General features: G+C 63.6%; 14 protein-coding genes. 7 read left to right on the top strand and 7 right to left on the bottom strand.

The genetic code is table 11. From position 1 onward, the window contains the following. The first annotated feature begins 340 nt into the window (after positions 1 to 340). From BGP00_RS06955 to BGP00_RS06925, 7 genes are read left to right on the top strand one after another with little or no spacing between them, the layout of a single operon-like run. Complete coding sequence (locus BGP00_RS06955; protein WP_292689810.1) at positions 341 to 3,250, top strand: TonB-dependent receptor; 2,910 nt, start codon at positions 341 to 343, stop codon at positions 3,248 to 3,250. Positions 3,251 to 3,283: 33 nt separating this feature from the next. Beyond that, positions 3,284 to 4,579 carry an FAD-dependent oxidoreductase gene (locus tag BGP00_RS06950; RefSeq protein ID WP_292689811.1) on the top strand — a complete coding sequence of 432 codons (1,296 nt, stop codon included), beginning with the start codon at positions 3,284 to 3,286 and terminating at the stop codon, positions 4,577 to 4,579. Between the two features lie 39 nt (positions 4,580 to 4,618). Further along, a complete protein-coding gene (locus tag BGP00_RS06945) occupies positions 4,619 to 5,986 on the top strand; it encodes an MFS transporter (protein ID WP_292689813.1) in 1,368 nt (455 codons plus the stop codon). Between the two features lie 11 nt (positions 5,987 to 5,997). After that, positions 5,998 to 7,674: a dihydroxy-acid dehydratase gene (gene ilvD, locus BGP00_RS06940; protein WP_292689815.1), complete on the top strand. Its 1,677-nt coding sequence runs from the start codon at positions 5,998 to 6,000 to the stop codon at positions 7,672 to 7,674. Positions 7,675 to 7,681: 7 nt separating this feature from the next. Then, positions 7,682 to 8,389 (top strand): MarR family transcriptional regulator, encoded by a 708-nt coding sequence (locus tag BGP00_RS06935; protein WP_168604829.1) that lies wholly within the window; start codon positions 7,682 to 7,684, stop codon positions 8,387 to 8,389. Positions 8,390 to 8,447: 58 nt separating this feature from the next. Beyond that, positions 8,448 to 9,734 (top strand): aconitase X catalytic domain-containing protein, encoded by a 1,287-nt coding sequence (locus BGP00_RS06930; RefSeq protein ID WP_292689817.1) that lies wholly within the window; start codon positions 8,448 to 8,450, stop codon positions 9,732 to 9,734. Further along, positions 9,731 to 10,186 carry a DUF126 domain-containing protein gene (locus BGP00_RS06925; protein ID WP_292689819.1) on the top strand — a complete coding sequence of 152 codons (456 nt, stop codon included), beginning with the start codon at positions 9,731 to 9,733 and terminating at the stop codon, positions 10,184 to 10,186. Before BGP00_RS06930 ends, BGP00_RS06925 begins: the two co-directional genes overlap by 4 nt. On the opposite strand, the gene BGP00_RS06920 is transcribed toward BGP00_RS06925, so the two are convergent. From BGP00_RS06920 to BGP00_RS06890, 7 genes are all read right to left on the bottom strand, one after another. Beyond that, positions 10,161 to 11,051: a PHB depolymerase family esterase gene (locus BGP00_RS06920; protein ID WP_292689822.1), complete on the bottom strand. Its 891-nt coding sequence runs from the start codon at positions 11,049 to 11,051 to the stop codon at positions 10,161 to 10,163. The two genes, BGP00_RS06925 and BGP00_RS06920, sit on opposite strands and share 26 nt — an antisense overlap. A 196-nt stretch (positions 11,052 to 11,247) precedes the next feature. Then, positions 11,248 to 12,660, bottom strand: coding sequence for a trehalose-6-phosphate synthase (locus BGP00_RS06915; protein WP_292689824.1), 1,413 nt, complete (start codon positions 12,658 to 12,660; stop codon positions 11,248 to 11,250). Continuing rightward, entirely contained in the window at positions 12,657 to 14,453 is a 1,797-nt protein-coding gene (locus BGP00_RS06910; protein ID WP_292689826.1) for a glycoside hydrolase family 15 protein, read from the bottom strand. Before BGP00_RS06910 ends, BGP00_RS06915 begins: the two co-directional genes overlap by 4 nt. Beyond that, positions 14,450 to 15,205: a trehalose-phosphatase gene (otsB, locus tag BGP00_RS06905; protein ID WP_292689828.1), complete on the bottom strand. Its 756-nt coding sequence runs from the start codon at positions 15,203 to 15,205 to the stop codon at positions 14,450 to 14,452. Before otsB ends, BGP00_RS06910 begins: the two co-directional genes overlap by 4 nt. A 160-nt stretch (positions 15,206 to 15,365) precedes the next feature. Next, entirely contained in the window at positions 15,366 to 15,716 is a 351-nt protein-coding gene (locus BGP00_RS06900) for a hypothetical protein (protein WP_292689830.1), read from the bottom strand. A 252-nt stretch (positions 15,717 to 15,968) separates the two neighbouring features. Next, positions 15,969 to 16,274: a plasmid stabilization protein gene (locus BGP00_RS06895; RefSeq protein ID WP_292689832.1), complete on the bottom strand. Its 306-nt coding sequence runs from the start codon at positions 16,272 to 16,274 to the stop codon at positions 15,969 to 15,971. Between the two features lie 12 nt (positions 16,275 to 16,286). Next, positions 16,287 to 18,398 (bottom strand): catalase, encoded by a 2,112-nt coding sequence (locus BGP00_RS06890; protein WP_292689834.1) that lies wholly within the window; start codon positions 18,396 to 18,398, stop codon positions 16,287 to 16,289. Positions 18,399 to 18,495: the final 97 nt, after the last annotated feature.

Raw genomic sequence — 18,495 nt, 5'->3', positions numbered from 1 at the left:
TGCCTAAGCCGGGCATTCGGCATATACGGTATACCACCTAGTCGCCGTTTAGTGCCTGAACGGCGGCGCAGCGTGCCACCAAGCGTTGCGATTTTGCGCCGGACAGTTGCCGCATCGGTGGGGGCCGGAGTCGATTGTTCGCTGGCGATGGCTTTATGTTTTGGGATTTGCTGATTGAGATGGCGGCCGACATTGGGGCGTCTTTCATGATATTTATTGTATTTCAACGTATTATATAAAAATCTCTATCTGCAGATCTTTGATAAAAAGTACCTTGCTACTAAAAAATAAAATTAGTAGCCTGCGTTCAACGAATCCAGAAAAACATAAAGGAAGAGGTATGAGGAAGGCGAAAGGCGGCCTGCCCTGCGGCAGGATCGTGTCGGCCTTGGCTTTGGCCTGGGCGTCGAATGCGGCACATGCACAACAGGCGGCCCCCAATCCGCCCGAGGCGACGGAACCGGCCCAACCCATCGTCGTCACCGGCTCGCGCATCGCCACCGGATTTGATGCGCCAACGCCGGTTTCGGTGCTGAATACGCAGCGCATGGCCGAGCGCGGCGCGGCCAATATCGGCGACGCGCTCAACGAATTGCCCGCCTTCCGTTCTACCCAGACGCCTGCCTCGACCGGCCTGTCGGCGGCGGCGGGCTATATTGGCGGGCGCATTCTCGATCTGCGCGGCCTTGGCTCGGTGCGCACGCTCACGCTGGTCGATGGCAAGCGCTTTGTGCCCTCCACCACGCAGGCGACGGTCGATACCAACATGATCCCTTCGATCCTGCTGCAAAGGGCCGAAGTGGTCACCGGCGGGGCATCGGCGGTCTATGGTTCGGATGCGGTGTCGGGCGTGGTCAATCTGCTGATCGACAAGAAGCTGACCGGTTATCGCATGAATATGCAGGCTGGGATTTCCAAATATGGCGACAATCGCACCACCCAGATCGGCGGTGCGGGCGGATGGAATCTGGGCAGCAACGCGCATCTGGTCATCGGCGGCGAATATGAAAAGAACACCGGCGTCGAGGCCTGCCGGGTGCGCGACTGGTGCTCCAACGGCCTGATCAACTGGGGCCGCAATCCGGGCATTTCGAACATGCCCGCCAACAATATCCTCTCCAACGTCCACCCCTGGACGGCCTCGTACAATGGCGTCACCACGCCGCCGTCCTCGGCCTATACCGGCAATCTGCTGCCCACCTTGCGCGCCATCGACGGCATCACCTTCAACCGCGACGGCACGCCGCGTCGCTTTCAGTTCGGCTCGATGGCCAATTCGCTCTATCAGGTGGGCGGCGAAAGCGACGGGCCGGGACAGAATGTCTATTTCGACTTTCCCATCGTTTCGCCCACCACGCGCTATAATGCGATGGCGCATCTGAGCTGGGATGTGACCCCGGCGCTGACGGTGGAATGGACCGCCAATTACGGCCATGGCGAGGGCTATCACCGGGCAGTCGCCTATCGCAATACAGCGCTCACGATCCGTTCGGACAATCCCTTCCTGCCGCGATCAAGCGATCCGACGCTGGATATTCCCACCATCCTTGCCAACAGCGGACTGACCAGCTTTACGCTGGGCAAGGGGTTTGACGATATCGGACCGGGACAATTGCGCGTGCGCAACGATGTCATCCGCTCGGTGCTTCAGGCATCCTATCAACTGGGCGGCGGATGGAAGGCGGATGCCTATTACCAGTTCGGCCGCAACAGTTTCCGCAGCGATCTGACCGGGGGTACCGTCACCTCGCGCCTGCTCAAGGCGATTGATGCGGTTTCGGTGAACGGCACGCCCACCTGCCGCGTGAATGCCGATGCTGGCACCGCCAATGACGATCCGGCCTGCGTGGCGCTCAACCCCTTTGGCTATGCCAACGGGCCCAATTTTGCCGCCGCCCGCGCCTATGTCACGGCCAACGGCTATCAGACCAACGTCACCACCGAGCATGTCGTGGCGGCCAATATCACCGGCTCGCCCTTTCAATTGCCGGGCGGGCCGCTTGGCGTGGCCTTTGGCGCGGAATATCGCCATGACAGCGTGAAGGGCAGCACCGATGCGCTCTCGCAGGCCAATCAGTTTTTCTCCGGAGGCGGCTCGCTCATTTCGGGCCGGATCGGGGTGCTCGAAGGCTATGGCGAACTGGAGGCGCCGGTTCTGCGCGATCTGCCCTTCATCCATGAGCTGAGCTTTAACGGGGCGGTGCGCCGCACTCAGTACAACCGGTCGAGCGATTTCTTCGCCTCCAGTTCACTGGGCGTGACAACATGGAAAGTGGGGGGCGTCTGGGCGCCGCTCGATTTCCTCCGTTTCCGCATCACCAAATCGCGCGACATCCGCGCGCCCAATGTCTCCGAACTCTTCGGCCCGACCACGCAAAGTCAGGGTATTTTGACCGACCCGGCGCGCGGCGGCGTACAGACCGTGGCGCCGATCACCTCCGGATCAAACCCCAGATTACAGCCTGAAAAGGCCGATACGTTTACCGTAGGCATGGTGGTCCAGCCCAAGACTGGTTTTGCGCGCCGGTTCCGCGCCTCGGTCGATTATTACAATATCCAGATCAAGGATGCGATCAGCACGCTGGGCCAACAGAACATCGTTACCCGCTGCTATCAGGGCGATCCGCTCAGTTGCTCGCTGGTAACGCGCGACGCCTCGGGCATCATCACCAATATCACCGACACGCAGCAGAATGTGAACCGGCTGATCGTGCGCGGCATCGATATCGAGGCATCCTATCGCCAGCCATTGGGCCGCGACAATGCATTGAGCGCGCGCCTGCTGGCCAGCAATGTGATGAACCTGATCACCGTCGATGCCATCGGCCCGACCGAACGCGCGGGCCAGACGGGCCTGCGCGCGGGCACGCCGCCGGGCATTCCCGACTGGACGCTTGATGGTATGCTCACCCTCGATCTGGGTGAGCGGATGAGCTTTTCCACCCATGTGCGCTGGATCAACGCAGGCTTTTACAACTCCGCCTTCGTCGGCCCGGATCAAAGCGGCTATTCGATCGCCTCGGCCATCAGTTCGAACACCAACAGCGTGCCCTCGCGCACCTATGTCGATCTGATGGCGACCTTCAAGGTGAAGGCTGGGGAAGGGCGCAAGTTCGACTTCTATGTCGGCGTCGACAATGTTTTCGACGTCGATCCGCCCAATTTCCCCGGCGCCAACGGTTCGGGCAACAACATCCTGTTCAACCCGGTCGGCCAGTATTTCAAGGCCGGCGTGCGGGCCAGTTTCTGATCCTTTTCCCCCTTCCATCAACGGATATTGCTCATGCTTGATCGCCCCTTCGACCCGGAAACCCGTATCGTATCGCGCCGCGACGCGCCTCCCGTCATCGAGCAGGAATGCGACATCTGCGTCGTGGGATCCGGCGCCTCAGGCATTTCGGCCGCCATTGAGGCGGCCCGCGCGGGCAACCGGGTCATTCTGGTCGATGGCCTGCCCACGCTGGGCGGTCAGGCGGTCAATTCGATCATCGGCATGTTCTGCGGCCTATATGCGCCGGGGCTGAACGGGCGCCAACTCACCCATGGCATCGCCGATGAGATCATCGCCGAACTGACCGCGCAGGGCGATGCCCATATCATCCAGGGCGGGGTGATGAAGGTGGTCATGTATAATGAGGTCGCGCTGGGCCGCTGGGTGGAAAAGGCGGTGCTCAAAGCCGATGTGCGCCCCTTGACCGGGGCGATCATCCGCAAGGTCAATCTGGACGGGCGGCGGGTGCGTTCGATCGATGTGGCCACGCGCCACGGCGATGTGCGCATCACCGCCAACGGCTTCATCGACGCTTCTGGCGATGCGGCGCTGACATGGCAGGCCGGGTTCGATTGCCGCGTGCATGGCAATGGACAGATCTATGGCTCGCAGATGCTGATCGTCGAGGGTATCAATGATGCCCACAAACCCGATTGGGACACGATGGCCAAGCGCATTGCCGAGCGCGGCGAGCATTACGGCATGATGCGGCGCGACGGCTTTGCCGCGACTTTTCCGGGCACCGACATCGCCATGGTCAACATGACCCATATCGAAACCCCGCTCGACCCGTTCGAGGCCGCCGAAAAACAGATCGACGGCAAGGAGCAGGCCGACCGCACGCTGGTCTTCCTGCGCCACGAATTCCCCGAGGCTTTCGGCAAGGCGAAGGTGCGCGCCTATGGCCTGCCCGGCGTGCGCCAGACCCGATGGATCGTGGGCACGCATCATCTGACCACGCAGGAGGTGCGCGATGCGGTGCAGTTCGACGATGCCATCGCGCGCTGTTCGTGGCCGCTTGAACAGCATCACAACCGCGAGGGCTATGTCTGGGAGGTCTTCCCCGAGGATCATGTTCACACGATCCCGCTGGGTTCGCTGACGGTGGCGGGGGCGGATAATCTGCTGGCGGTGGGGCGGTGCATAGATGCCGATTCCGCCGCGCTTTCCTCGGTTCGGGTGATGGGGCCGTGCATGGCGATGGGGGCCGCGGCCGCCCATGCGCTGACCCTGGCCGGATCGGGCAGCGTGCATCAGATTGACATCGGGCAATTGCGCCGGAAAATCGCCGCAAACCTAGAGGGATAAGCGCCGCAAAGGCCAACCCAGCCGCGAGAGGAAACCCCTGTGAGTCAGGCACCCAGAACCATCGATGTTGCCCGGATAATCGACCAGCGCGGCCTTGGCCCGTTCCATTATCGGCTGATCGTCCTGTCATGGCTGATCACCGTTTTCGACGGGTTCGACATGATGATGATCAGCTTTACCGCGCCCTATATGCGTGATGAGCTGGGCCTGTCCAAGCCGATGCTGGGCAATGTGTTTTCCTCGGGCCTGTTCGGCATGATGGTGGGCGGTTTCGTGCTGGCCTATATCGGCGACCGCTATGGCCGCCGGTTGACGATCACGCTGGCGGCCATGGCGTTTGGCCTGCTGACGGCGGCAACGGCGATGGCGCACAGCTATGAGGCGTTGCTGCTGCTGCGCTTTCTCGATGGCTGCGCGATCGGCGGGATGCTGCCGCTCGCCTGGGCGCTCAATATTGAATATGTGCCCGTGCGCCTGCGCGCGACTGTCGTGACGGTCATCATGATGGGCTACAGTCTGGGCACGGCCATGGCGGGGCCGGTCACGGTCTGGCTGGCGCCCGGTTTCGGCTGGCGGGCGGTGTTCCTGTGCGGAGGGCTGGCCACGCTGGTGATTGCTGCGGGGTTGTTGGCATGGCTGCCTGAATCGGTGCGCTTTCTGGTGGCGCGCGGGGGCAATGCGCCGCTTCTGGCCGCCACGCTCAATCGCCTCGATCCGGCGCTGGAGGCGCGCGCCCAGGACCGTTTCGTGCTGGGCGACGAGGCGCAGGCGCCGCGCCATTTCACCCTGCCGCAATTGTTCGAAGGCGATCTGCGCTGGATCACCCCGCTGCTCTGGCTGGGCTATATCGCCAGCACGCTGGCGGTCTATTTCAAGGCCAACTGGGGCCCCATCGTCTATGAGGATCTGCATTTTCCGCGCGCCACGGCGGCCTATGTCTCCTCCTTTTCGGGGCTGCTGGGGGCGGTGCTGGGGCTGGCGCTGATGCGCTATACCGACCGCAAGGGCGCGCTGGCGGTGGCCTTCTTTCCGGCTCTTGCTGCGCCCGCTTTGCTGCTGATCGGTCTGGCGCCGGTGGGGCGTGACACGTTCCTGATCCTCTCGGTGCTTTCGACCAGTCTGGTGGGCGGCGCGCATTTCGGCATCCTGTCCATCGCGGGCATCTATTACGCCACCGCGATCCGCGCCAATGGGGCGGGCTGGGCCACATCCATCGCCAAGATCGGCGGGATCGCGGGGCCGCTGATCGGCGGCTGGGTGCTCAGCTCTGGCCTGCCCATCGTCAAGAGTTTTGCCATTCTGGCTATCTGCCCCATCGTGCTGGCGCTCTGCGCGCTGGGCATTGCCGCCACGGTCCGGCGGCGCGGCGATGGCGCTCGTGCTCCCCTTCCTGTTCCCGCTTCGTGAAAGGTCATCCCATGTCCCATCCTGCCCCTCTGCGCAGTCTTGCCGCTAATTCCCCCGTCCGCCGTGCGCATTGGCTCGCGCTGGGGCTGAGCGAGGAGGACATGCTCAAGCCCAAGATTGCTGTGGTCAATTCCTCGTCCGAACTGGCGGTCTGCTTTGCCCATCTCGACGGCGTTGCGCGCGTGGTGAAGGACGCGATCCGCGCGGCGGGCGGCGTGCCTTTCGAGGTGCGTACGACCGCGCCCTCCGATTTCATCACCGGCGCCGGGCGACAGGGCAGCTATATTCTGGCCGCGCGCGATCTGGTGACCAATGATATCGAGGCGCAGGTCGAGGCCGCGATGCTCGACGGCATGGTGTGCCTGACCAGTTGCGACAAGACGCCGCCGGGCCATCTGATGGCTGCGATGCGGCTGGATATTCCCACCCTGCTGGTCATCGGCGGCTATCAGGCCTCGGGCGAGATCGACGGCGATCCGGTCGATATCGAGGACCTGTTCTCTGGCGGGGTCAGCGAGAAGCTGGGCAAGCCGGGCAGACATCCGGTTGAGGAAGTGGCCAAACAAGCCATTCGCGGCCCCGGCGTCTGCGCGGGAATGGCCACGGCCAACACGATGCATTGCGTGGTCGAGGCGCTGGGCATGTGCATCGCCGGATCGGCCCCGGTGCGCGCCAACAGCGGCAAGATGTTTGAAGCGGCCCGCGCGGCGGGCGGGCGCATCGTCGATATGGTGAATGAAGGGTTGACCCCGCGCCGGATCATGACGGCGGGCGCCTTTCGCAATGCGGCGGCGATGGTGCTGGCGGTGTCGGGCTCGATCAATGCGATCAAGCATCTTCAGGCCACCGCCGTCGAGGGCGAACTCGACATCGATCTTTTCGCGAACTGGGAGGAGATGGGCCGCAAGGTGCCCGTCCTGTCGGCTGTGCGCCCCAATGGGCCGGTGCGGATCGAAGGGTTTGAGGATGCGGGCGGCGCGCGTGCGATGCTCAAACAGCTTGAAAGCCTGCTCGACCGCGATGTGCTGGTCGCCTCGGGCCGGACAATGGGCGATGATCTGGCCGATGCCGGGGTGGAGGATGCGGAGATCATCCGTCCGCTTGACCGGCCGATTTCGGACGGGCCTTCCATCGCCATTCTCAAGGGATCGCTGGCGCCCGAAAGCGCGGTGGTGAAACTGGGCATCCGCGATGGTTCGCGGCCCGAAGCCTTCACCGGCAAGGCCCGCGTGTTCGAGGATACGGCCAGCGCGATGCAGGCCATTGCCGAGGGGCAATTGCGCAAGGGCGACGTGCTGGTCCTGCGCGGACAGGGCCTTAAGGGCGGCCCGGCGATGGGCGGCGGGGCCTCGCTAGTGCTGTTTGCGATTGATGCGGCGGGGCTGGCCAAGGACGTCGCTTTTGTCACCGACGGGCAATTGTCGGGCCTGTGCCTGAAAGGGCTGACCATTGCGGAGGTGGCGCCCGAGGCGGCGGTGGGCGGCCCCATCGGGCGGTTGCGCGATGGCGATCCCATCGAGATCGATGTGGCCGCGCGGCGGATGGATGTGATGATCCCGGCCGAGGAACTGGCCCGGCGTCCGGGGCCGGGCAATGCCTTTGCCGTGCCCGCCTCGGGTTGGCTTGGGGTCTATCGCCGCGATGTTCAGCCGATGTCGACCGGCGCCGTGCTGATCGATCTGGATTGAAGCGGCGATGGTGAAGCCTTCTCCCGCAAGGCCTGCCGGCTATACTTCCGATCCGGCCTCGGGCATGGATCGGGACATGACAGACGAGCAGAACGGCGACGGGAACCACGCGGATCAGCATAAGGGCGAGGAGGTGCAGAGCGGGCGCAGCGCGCGCAAACGCGGCCCCAAGGCGGCTCCGCCCAAGGTTGCCCCGCCCAAGCCGGTGCGCCTCACCAGCTTTTCGCCCGATGATGCGGACCGGCACCTGATGAACTATCGCCGGTCGAGCGGGGATCAGTCGAGCGACCGGCATTTCCGCATCACCCGCTCGCTGGTGGTGGCCGCCCGGCTGTGGCGCAAGGTGGCCAATGAGCGGATCAAGCCGCTCAACCAGACGATGGCGCGGTGGGAGACACTGTTTCATGTCGCCTATTCCGGCGCCGACCTGACGCAGAGCGAGCTGGCCCGCATGATCAATGTCGAGGGGCCGACGATGGTGCGGATGCTCGATTCCCTGGCGCGCGACGGCCTGATCGACCGTGAACAGAGCGCGCAGGACCGCCGCGTGACGGTCAACCGGATCACGCCTGCGGGCGAGAAAGCCATCCAGGAGATCATGGCGATCACCAATGATCTGCGCGGCGAGATACTGGAAGACATCGAACCCGAGAGGCTGGCCGTGACCTATGAGGTGCTGAGCCAGATCCTCAAGCGGCTGGGCCAGATGCGCTAGGGGCGGGCGATCCGGCCCCCGGCGCGACACTATGGAAATTACAGGAGGATGCGCTGTGGTGAAATTGACAGGCCGGGAAGAAGCCATGCTCGCGGGCGAAGAAGGCGCGGCGGTGCAGAAGGCGATGGAATTGCTGATCCGTTACGCCGACGCGCTGGGCGCGGAGGATTTTGTCGAGACCAATAATGTTGCCGGTGTGCCCGGTTCCGCGCCGCCGTGGATCAAGCAATATTACGCGGCCGATGGCGGCGATTACCGGGCGGTCTTTTCGCGCTTTGACCTTGATGCCGATGAGGTGGTCGATATTCCGCGCATGAACGCCTTCAGTTGCCATCTGCAAGGGGGCATGGACCCGATGCTGTGGCGCGAACAGGGGATGAGCGAGGCCGCCTTCGACAATTTCCGCTCCGACGAGCAGCAGGTGGCCGAGCATGGCATCCAGTTGCTCAAGACCTGCACGCCCTATCTGGCGGGCAATGTGCCGGTGATGGGTGAACATTGCGCATGGATGGAATCGAGCGCGGTGATCTTCTGCAATTCGGTGATCGGCGGGCGCACCAATTGCGAGGGCCGCGAATCCACCAGCGCGGCCATGTTGGCGCGGCGCATTCCCAACTGGGGCTTTCACCGCGACGAATATCGCAAGGGACAGCACAGCGTGGATGTCGCCGTACCGGTCGATGATGTGTTTGAATGGGGTATGCTGGGCTATTTCGTGGGCGGGGAGGTGCAGGACACGATACCCGTGATCGAGGGCGCCATCGCCGCGCCATCGCTGATCCGGCACAAGCATTTCGGTGCGGCGGCGGCATCGTCGGGCGGGGTGGAAATGTATCACATGGTCGGGATCACCCCCGAGGCGCCCGGCGTGGAGGCGGCCTTTGGCGGCGCGCGGCGGGGCGAGACATTCTGCTATGACGCGGCTGCGCGCAGGCGCACCTATGAAACGCTCAACAGCGTGGGCCAATGCGAGGATGTCGATTATGTCATGCTGGGCTGTCCGCATTATTCCATCGAACAGATCGCCCACGCTGCCGGCCTGATCGAGGGGCGCAAGGTTCACAGCAACAGCGCCTTGTGGATATTCACCAGCCGTTCGGTCAAGGCGCTGGCCGATGCCAATGGCCATACCGAAACCCTGCGCAAGGCCGGGGCTTTGCTGATGACCGACACCTGTTCGGCGATCTCTCAGGCCGTTCCCGAAGGCACCCGCGTTGCCGCGCTCGACAGCGCCAAGCAGGTGCATTACCTGCCCGCGATGATGGGGATAGAGGGCTGGTACGGCACGACCGCCGATTGTATCGACGCGGCCTGCAGCGGCAAATGGCGCGGGAGGCTGGCATGAGCGGGGCGGCCATGGCGCAGGCGAGGGGCCAGACCCCCGATTACATCATCCGCGGCCGCTGCGTCGTCCCCGGCTGCATCGAGGGCGAGGCGCTGGTGACGCGCGATACGATCTCGGGCTGGGGCGGGGTCAGCCCGATGACCGGCAAGATCATCGAGAGCAGGCACGAATTGAACGGCGTCAGCTTCGCGGGCAAGGTGCTGGTGTTTCCCGGCGCCAAGGGTTCCTCGGGCTGGTCCAGCATATTCCACATGACGCGCCTTGCCGGAACCGCGCCGCTGGCGCTGCTGTTCAATGTGATGACCACCAAGGCGGCGCTGGGCGCGGTTGTGCTGCGGGTTCCCACGCTCACCGATTTCGACCGCGATCCGCTCGAGATCATCCGCAGCGGCGATCTGCTGCGCGTTGATGCGACGCAGGGGCAGATCAGCGGGTGGCGCCCAATGGCTTGACCTTGCGTTTTCGCGCCAGAAAGAAGCGGAGCATTTCGCGCGACGCATCCGGCCCGGCGGGGTCCGTATAGGAACCCGCCGCATGGCCGCCCGACCATCCATGGCCGCTGCCGTGAATGGTCCAGACTTCGAGCAGGACATCTCCGGCGGCGGATTTGTAAACCTTGCGGGTGAAATCGCGCCCTTTGGCCGATTGGCCGGAAAAGCTTTGGGAGACGAGCGGACCGGGGCGAGAATTTTCCAGATTGGCAAGGAATTCAGCCGCATTCGAAGGATGGACCATGCGGTCGCGGTCGCCCTGAAAAACGATCATGGGCAAGGGGCGGCGCATTTTGGCCGCCGGTCTTGGTGTGGCCTGACCGCGCATGGCCGACATGGCCGAGCCCAGCGAATGGGCCTGACCCAGCGCCACGCCCGAATGAATGCCCACCGCCACGAAAATATCCGGATAGGCCGAGCCCATGATGGCCGCCGCCCCGGCCCCCGCCGAAAGCCCCGCGACATAGATGCGCGACGGGTTGGCGCGGGCCAGCGCGACGGCATGGCGGGTCAATCCCGCGATCAGCGCCGGTTCGCCGCGCCCGCGCAACTGATGCTGCGGATCGTGCCAGTTCCAGCATCGCGCAAGGTTCGCGCCCTGGTTCTGTTGCGGATAGAGCACGAGGAAACCCAGTTCATCGGCCAGACGGTTCATATGGGTACCCAATGCGAAGTCGGCGGCGGTCTGGCCGCATCCGTGCAGCATCACCACCAGCGGCATGCGGCGGCGCGGCGAGCCCACCGACGTGTAAAGCCGATAGGCGAGCGCGCCATGCCGGTTTTGAAACTCGCCGCTGATGAAACTGCCCGGGGCGGGGCGGGGCAAATTCGATCGGGTACGCCGCGCAGGTTTTTTGGCCCTGGCTGGCGCGAGGCTGGCTGGCGCAAGGCTTAAAAGCGCTTGCTGGACCTTTGCGGCGGCGGCCAGGGGGCGGGCCTTGCGCGCCAGACGCGAGGCCTTGCCAAGGGTCTTGAGGAAATTCGTCATGATCTTTGCGCAGCGCCGGGCGAATGTGTGTCCACTAGGACAGCTGCGGATCGTCCTCCGGCTGGGCATGATGGTCGCCGCCCGCCAGCGCCTTGGTAAAACATTCCTGCCACCAGCGGACGTCCTCGTGGCGGATGCTGTCCATCATCGAATGCCAGCGGTCCTTGCGCTCCTGCAGATCCATTTGCAGCGCCCGGTCGATGGCCTCGGCCAATTCGTCGGGGCTGTGGGGATTGACGATCAGCGCATCGGTCAATTGGCGCGCAGCCCCCGCGAATTGCGACAGGATGAGGACGCCGGGATCTTCCGGATCCTGCGCCGCCACATATTCCTTGGCCACCAGATTCATTCCGTCGCAAAGGGGCGTCACCAACCCGATGCGCGAGGCCCGGTAAATGCCTGCCAGCGCATCGCGCGGATAGCCTTTGTTGATATAACGCAGCGGCACCCATTCGGCATCGGCGAATTCGCCGTTGATACGCCCCGAGAGGCTGTCGAGCGTGGCGCGTATCTGCTGATATGTGCGCACCTGTTCGCGCGAGGGCGGGGCGATCTGGAGCAGGAAGAGCTGTCCATGCAGATCCGGGCGCGAGGCGAGCAGGCGCTCATAGCCCAGAAAGCGTTCGGGCAGGCCCTTGGAATAATCGAGCCGGTCGACGCCCACGATCATCGTGCGCCCATTCGCGCTGCGCCCCATGCGTTCGCAGAATTCGCGCGCGGTCTGACCATTGGCGGCCTCGTGAAATTCGGCAAAATCAATGCCGATCGGGCATACCACAATCCGCGAGCGGCGCTCGCCAAGGGTGATGGTGCCGTCCTGGTCGATCGTGGCGTCGGTATGGGTCTGAACATATCGGACGAAGGATTCGCGCCAATGTTCCGATTGGAAACCGATGACGTCATAATCCAGCATCGCATCGAACAATTCGCCATGCCCGGGCAGCGATTCCAGCAGCCGCGCGGGGGGCCAGGGGATATGCAGGAAAAATCCGATGCGGTTTTTCACGCCCCGCGTCCGCAGGTTTCGCCCCAGCAGCATGAGGTGATAATCATGCACCCAGATCAGATCGCTGTCCTCGATCAGCGGCGCCACGGTTTCGGCCAGACGGTCATTGACCCTTTCATAGCCCCCCGCAAAGCCACGCTCGAATTCGGCCAAGTCGAGCCGGTTGTGAAACAGCGGCCAAAGCGTGCAGTTGGCATAGCCGTTGTAATATTCCTCAACGTCCTGCGCCTCCAGATCGACGGTGGCGGTGGTCACGCCATAGCTGCGCTGGAAATTGATGTGGCCGGTAAAGGCCTCGGTTTCCTCGCCCGACCAGCCGAACCAGATACCGCTGCTTTCCCGCAGCGCCGCCGACAGAGCGACGGCCAGACCGCCCTGATTGCCGGGGCCATCGCCGGTGGGCGGCGACACTCGGTTTGAGATGACGATCAGGCGGTTCACCTGACCGCGCTCCATGGTTTGCTGAGCAGCGTCGCGCAGTTGATCAGGCCGACGAGTGAGTAGGTTTGCGGATAATTGCCCCATAGTTCCCCCGTGTGTGGATTGGTGTCTTCCGACAGCAGACCCGCCGGGGTCCGGCGGGCCAGCATTTCCTCGAAAAGGTTTCGCGCATCGCCATGGCGGCCGGTGGCGTGCAGCGCCTCGATCAGCCAGAAGGTGCAGATGTTGAAAGCGCTGTGCGGCAGGCCGAAATCGTCCTCATCGGCATAGCGCAGCATGTGCGATCCCCGGCGCAGCCCGTGTTCGACCGCGCGCAGCGTGCCCAGAAAGCGCGGATCGTCGGGCGCCAGAAAGCGCAGGTCGAGCAATTGAATCAGGCTGGCGTCGAGCAGATCGGCGTCGAAGGTGGCCGACATGCGCTGTGTATCGTCGCGCCATGCCGCATCGATGATGACCCGGCCCATGCGATCCGCTCGCTCCTGCCATAAGGTCTGGCGGTCATGCAGGCCCAGATGATGCGCCGCCTTGGCCAAGCGGTCGCAGGCCGCCCAGCACATGGCCGCCGAATAGGTGTGGACATGAAACCGGCCGCGCAATTCCCAGAGGCCGGAATCGGCCTGATCGTAGGAAAGCCAAGCCCTTTCGCCCACCCGTTCAAGCGCGCGAAAATCTTCCTCGCCCGCCATGCGATACAGCCTCTGGTCGAAGAATGCCTGAACGTTGGACAGGACGATCTGGCCATAGGCGTCATGCTGCATCTGGGCATAGGCCTGATTGCCCACGCGCACCGGCCCCATGCCGCGATAGCCCGCCAGCCCGGCCTCGATCCTTTCCTCCAGCCGCGCCTCGCCGCCCACGCCATAGAGTGGCTGGATATGGCCGGAGCGGGCATTGTCGACAATGTTGCGCAGATATTCGAGATAGGATTCCAGCACATCGAGCGCGCCCAGCCGGTTGAGCGCCTGTGTGGTGTAATAGGCGTCGCGGATCCAGCAGAAGCGATAGTCCCAATTGCGCCCCGACCCGGCATGTTCGGGGATCGAGGTGGTGAGCGCGGCCACAATCGCGCCCGTTTCCTCATGCTGACACAGTTTGAGCGTGATGGCCGAGCGGATAACGGCCTCCTGCCATTCAAGCGGAATGGCCAGGCCGCGCACCCAATGCCGCCATTCGCGGACGGTCAGATCGAGCATTTCCTCGACTGTGGTGGCGATATTGCCCTCAAAACCTTCATCGGGGCCAAGGAAGAAATGCAGCGGACGTTCGAGCCGGAACACCTGCTCGTCCTCGATCCACCCGATCGGCGCCGAGGTGGAAAGGCGCAGCGTCATATGGCCGAGCATATAGCGGATATGGTTCGAGCCGCGCGTGCGCTCCACCTCTCGCCGGGCCCAATCGCGCGTCGGACGCAGGCGTATGCGGATGCGCGGGCTGCCCGCCACGGGGCGTACGATCCGGGCATAGGCCACCGGCCGGTAAATTCGCCCATGCCGATGAAAACGGGGGCAGAAATCGGTCACCACGATGGCATTGCCCGCATCATCCTCATAGCTGGTTTCCAGCACGGGGGTGTTGCGCAGATAGCGCTGCGTGATCTTGGTGCGGCCATCCAGATCAATGGCCCAAAAGCCATGCCCATCCGCCGCATGGTTGACGCCATCGTCGAGCAGCGCGCTGAAGGCGGGAGGGCCATCGACGCGGGGCAGGCACCCCCACAGGAAAGTGCCGTCGCGATCGATCAGCGCCGAGATCTGGCAATTACCGATGGGCCAGAGGTCAAGCGTCGCACTCATGCGGCCGGCCTTGCCAGCCAGGCCAGCACGGCGGCCGGACCGGCCAGCTTGTATTGCGCGTTGGTCGCCCGCGCCGGGCCGACCAGAACCGAAAGGCCGCCAAGCGCGTTGACTGCTGAAAAGGCGGATTCATCGGTCAGGTCATCGCCCAGATAGACCGGCGTTCCCCCCACCATCGGCGCGCATCCCATCAGGTTGCGCACCGCCGTGCCCTTGTCACCGCCGCCAAAGCGCAGCTCGACCACCATCTTGCCATTTTCCACCACAAGTCCGCTTTCCGTGGCCAGATGCTCGGCCAGTCGCTGTGCATAGGGCGCGCAGGTGGGATCGCCGCGATAGTGAAGCGCGACGCCATAAGTCTTGATCTCGACCAGCGTGCCAGGATGACCAAAGGCGAAATCGTCGAACTTGCGCGCGGCATGTTCCAGTTCCTCGACCGGGCGGGGTGGATGGACCAGCTGGTCCTCCCAGCGGTATTCACAACCATGGCTGCCCGAGATGGCCAGCCCATGCATCGAGCGGCCGAGCAGCGTGTCGATCTGGGCAATGGAGCGCCCGCTGACCAGAGCGAGGCGGCCGTGAAGGCGGGCCGCCATGGCGAAAAGCAGATCCGCCAGTCCACGCGGAACAGCCACTTCGTCGGGCCTGTCGGCAATTTCCACCAGCGTCCCGTCGAAATCAAGAAATAGGCTGGCACCGCCGGGCAAAGGCGGGGGCGGAGCCAGCAGATCGGCAATCGGGGCTGTCGGCATCACTGTCTCCAGAGCGGCTTTCTCCGATGCGCGGCGCGCAGATGGCGCCTTGCGATGGAGGGAAGGGGCGGTTGCAAAGCCATGGGCAGGACATCCATCTGGGGGCGGTCCCGCCCGCAGGCCCAGCATTATCCGTGGACCATCCTGTGGTCCGCCGCCGTCAGGCACCTGGATGGGCAGACTGGATCGCGGCGTCCACTTCTTCCTTGGTCATGTTGATGGCCAGACCCTTGGTGCCCGCAAACAGTGAGGCCAGCGGAATCGTGACCTTGCCCTTGGTGGTGGTCACCACGACCTGCTGGCCGTTGGTGCTGGCCACGGTGCCGATCTGTTCGGCGTTCTTGTCATAGACAATATCGCCTACCAATGGCTTTACCGCCTGGGGGGCGGGCGCCTCGGCCGGCGCGGTTTCCTGCGACGGTTGCGCAGTCTGCGGCACGGTCTGGGCCAGCGCGCCATGGGGCATTACGGCAACAAAGGCCGCAGCGATCGTGTATTGGAAGATTTTCATCGTCGTTTCTCCGGTTATTGTCCCCCTGGATGGAAAGAACCTGTTGCCGGTATCCCCGGGGGGCGGTGCCAAATGGCTCTGGCCTTGCCTTGGCGCCACGGGTGGATGACGAGGCGCGGGCCGGAGCGGCGGGGACATAATCTGAATTTCTTCAGATGGTTCATGGATGTAATGGTCGGCGGCGGTGAAAGGTTCCTTCGCAAATGCGGAAATTTGCGAGGCGGAACGATGACCTTTGCCGCCCATGCCCAATCATGCGTGCCGGGCGGCCCGTTCGCGCGCGCGGCGCGTGTCCCAGCCTTTGCGGGCCGCCGCGCTGCGCTGTTCGGGCGAACCCGATTTATGCGCCCGACCCCCGCGTGAGGAGGAAACATGCGTATCGGGCTTGTCCCGGCCGGAGCCCGACAGATTGCCTCCGCCGGTCTCCTTGTTCACCGTGGCCCAGCCGCGCGCTTCGGCCTCGTCATGGGGCACGCCGCGCTCTTCATAGCCTTCGGCAATATGGCGGGCCTGACGCTTCTGCTTGGCCGTATAGGCGCTTTTGTCTCCACGCGGCATATCCTGTCTCCTTTATGGCAGCAGGCTGACCTTGGGTTCACGGTCCCAGTGGCGCGCCGGGGCAAGCTCGGGGAATTCTTCGAGACTTGCGATGCCGTCATCGCGGGCGATGCCCCATTCCTCCAGCAGGCGGTTCGTGGCGGGACAGGCGCCAATGGTTTTGCAATGGGCATAGGCATCGGCAAACCAAGCATGAACCGTATGGTCCGACCGCAGATGATCGAGCGCATCGGGATGGATAATGGAGGCGACCGCATCGAACAGCGCCGACGGATTGCCCATCAACTGTCCATCGGCCTTGAGCATGCCGTCATCGACCGGAATCCCGCCCACCTTTTGCGCGACCAGCACGGCCTTGCCGCCCTTGCTCTCGATGGCGGCTTTCATTGCTTCGATGCCCTTCAGGCTAGACCCTTCGGCAAACAGGATGCCGATCTTGCGTCCCTCCATCGGCGGCTGGCCATGGTTCAGGATGGAAAGCGCAGGTGAGGGCTCCATCTCGACAATCGGGGCCGCCACATCGGCGGGCGGCGGCAATTCCATCGCCAGCCCGCCCGCCACGCGCCGCGCCAGATCCTCGTCCACCGCGCCCAGCAGGGTCAGCATACGGTGGCGGACATGCTCCAGCCCCACCTTGGACAATTCGAACACAAAGGCATTGGCCAGATGGGCCTGTTCGACCGGCGTTTGCGAGCGATAGAACAGGCGGGCCTGCGAATAATGGTCAGCAAACAGGGCGGGGCGCACCCGCAGATGCTGTTCGCCATTGTTGGGCAACATGCCGCGCGCAAAGGTCGTAAAGCCGGTGGCCGGGCATTCGCGCGGGCCGGTGGGCTCGCCCGCTTCGTTCAGGCTGTTGGGCTCGTAATTGGCGCGGCCCTTGGGAACGTCCATCTGCATCATGCCGTCGCGTTGGAAATTGCGCATCGGGCATTTGGGCGCGTTGATCGGCAATTGGTGGAAATTGGCCGTGCCCAGCCGCGATTTCTGGGTGTCGAGATAAGAGAACAGCCGCCCCTGCAGCAGGGGGTCGGGGGTGAAATCGATGCCGGGCACGATATTGGCGGGGCAGAATGCCGATTGTTCGGTTTCGGCAAAGAAATTGTCCGGATTGCGGTTGAGCGTCATGCGCCCGATGATCCGCACCGGCACCAGTTCTTCCGGGATCAGCTTGGTGGCGTCCAGCACATCGAAGGGCTGTTCATGGGCCCAGCTTTCCTCAAAAACCTGAATCCCCAGATCCCATGCCGGAAAGGCGCCCGTGTCGATAGCTTCATACAGGTCGCGGCGGTGATAGTCCGGGTCGGCCCCGGCGATCTTGACCGCCTCGTCCCATGTCGTCGATTGCAGACCCAGCACCGGTTTCCAATGAAACTTGACCAGCTTGGACGCGCCCTCGGCGTTGACGAAACGGAAGGTATGGATGCCGAAACCTTCCATGAAACGGGGAGAGCGCGGGATGGTCCGGTCGCTCATCTGCCAAAGCACCATATGGATGCTTTCGGGCATCAGGCTGATGAAATCCCAGAAGGTATCATGGGCGCTGGCGGCCTGGGGATAGCCCTTGTCGGCCTCCATTTTCACGGCATGGACAAGGTCGGGGAACTTCATCGCGTCCTGAATGAAGAAGACCGGGATGTTGTTGCCCACCAGATCCCAATTGCCTTCCTCGGTGTAGAATTTGACCGCAAAGCCGCGCACATCGCGCGGAGTGTCGACGCTGCCCGCGCCGCCCGCGACGGTTGAAAAGCGCACAAATACCGGCGTTTGCTTGCCCACGGCGGCAAACAGGCCCGCGCTGGTCAGTTCGGGGATGGCCTGTGTGCATTCGAACACGCCATGGGCCGCCGATCCGCGCGCATGGACGATCCTTTCGGGGATGCGCTCATGGTCGAAATGAAAGATCTTTTCCCGCAGGACGAAATCTTCAAGCAGCGTGGGGCCGCGCGCGCCTGCCTGCAGGCTGTTTTGATTGTCGCTGATGCGCAGGCCCTGATTGGTGGTCAGATGGTTTTGCGCCGCCTCGTGTCGGGTTCCGTGCGGGCCGTTGACCGGCACCTGCTGATGGGTTTCGCCCGCATCGCCGGTGGTGCTTTCAAATGAGGGATCTGCGTTGGCCAACATTGCCTCCTGTTTTGTGCGACCTGACAGGAGGCTGGGCGCCCCCCATTCTCACCCTCTGCGGAAAGGTAATCGGGGTGCATTGTTCCGCGCCTTTTCC

Origin of the sequence: Novosphingobium sp. 63-713 (genome assembly GCF_001898925.1) — a bacterium.
Lineage (GTDB): Bacteria > Pseudomonadota > Alphaproteobacteria > Sphingomonadales > Sphingomonadaceae > Novosphingobium.
Note: the sequence above shows the minus strand (reverse complement) of the source record. Positions and strands in the feature narration are given on the sequence as shown.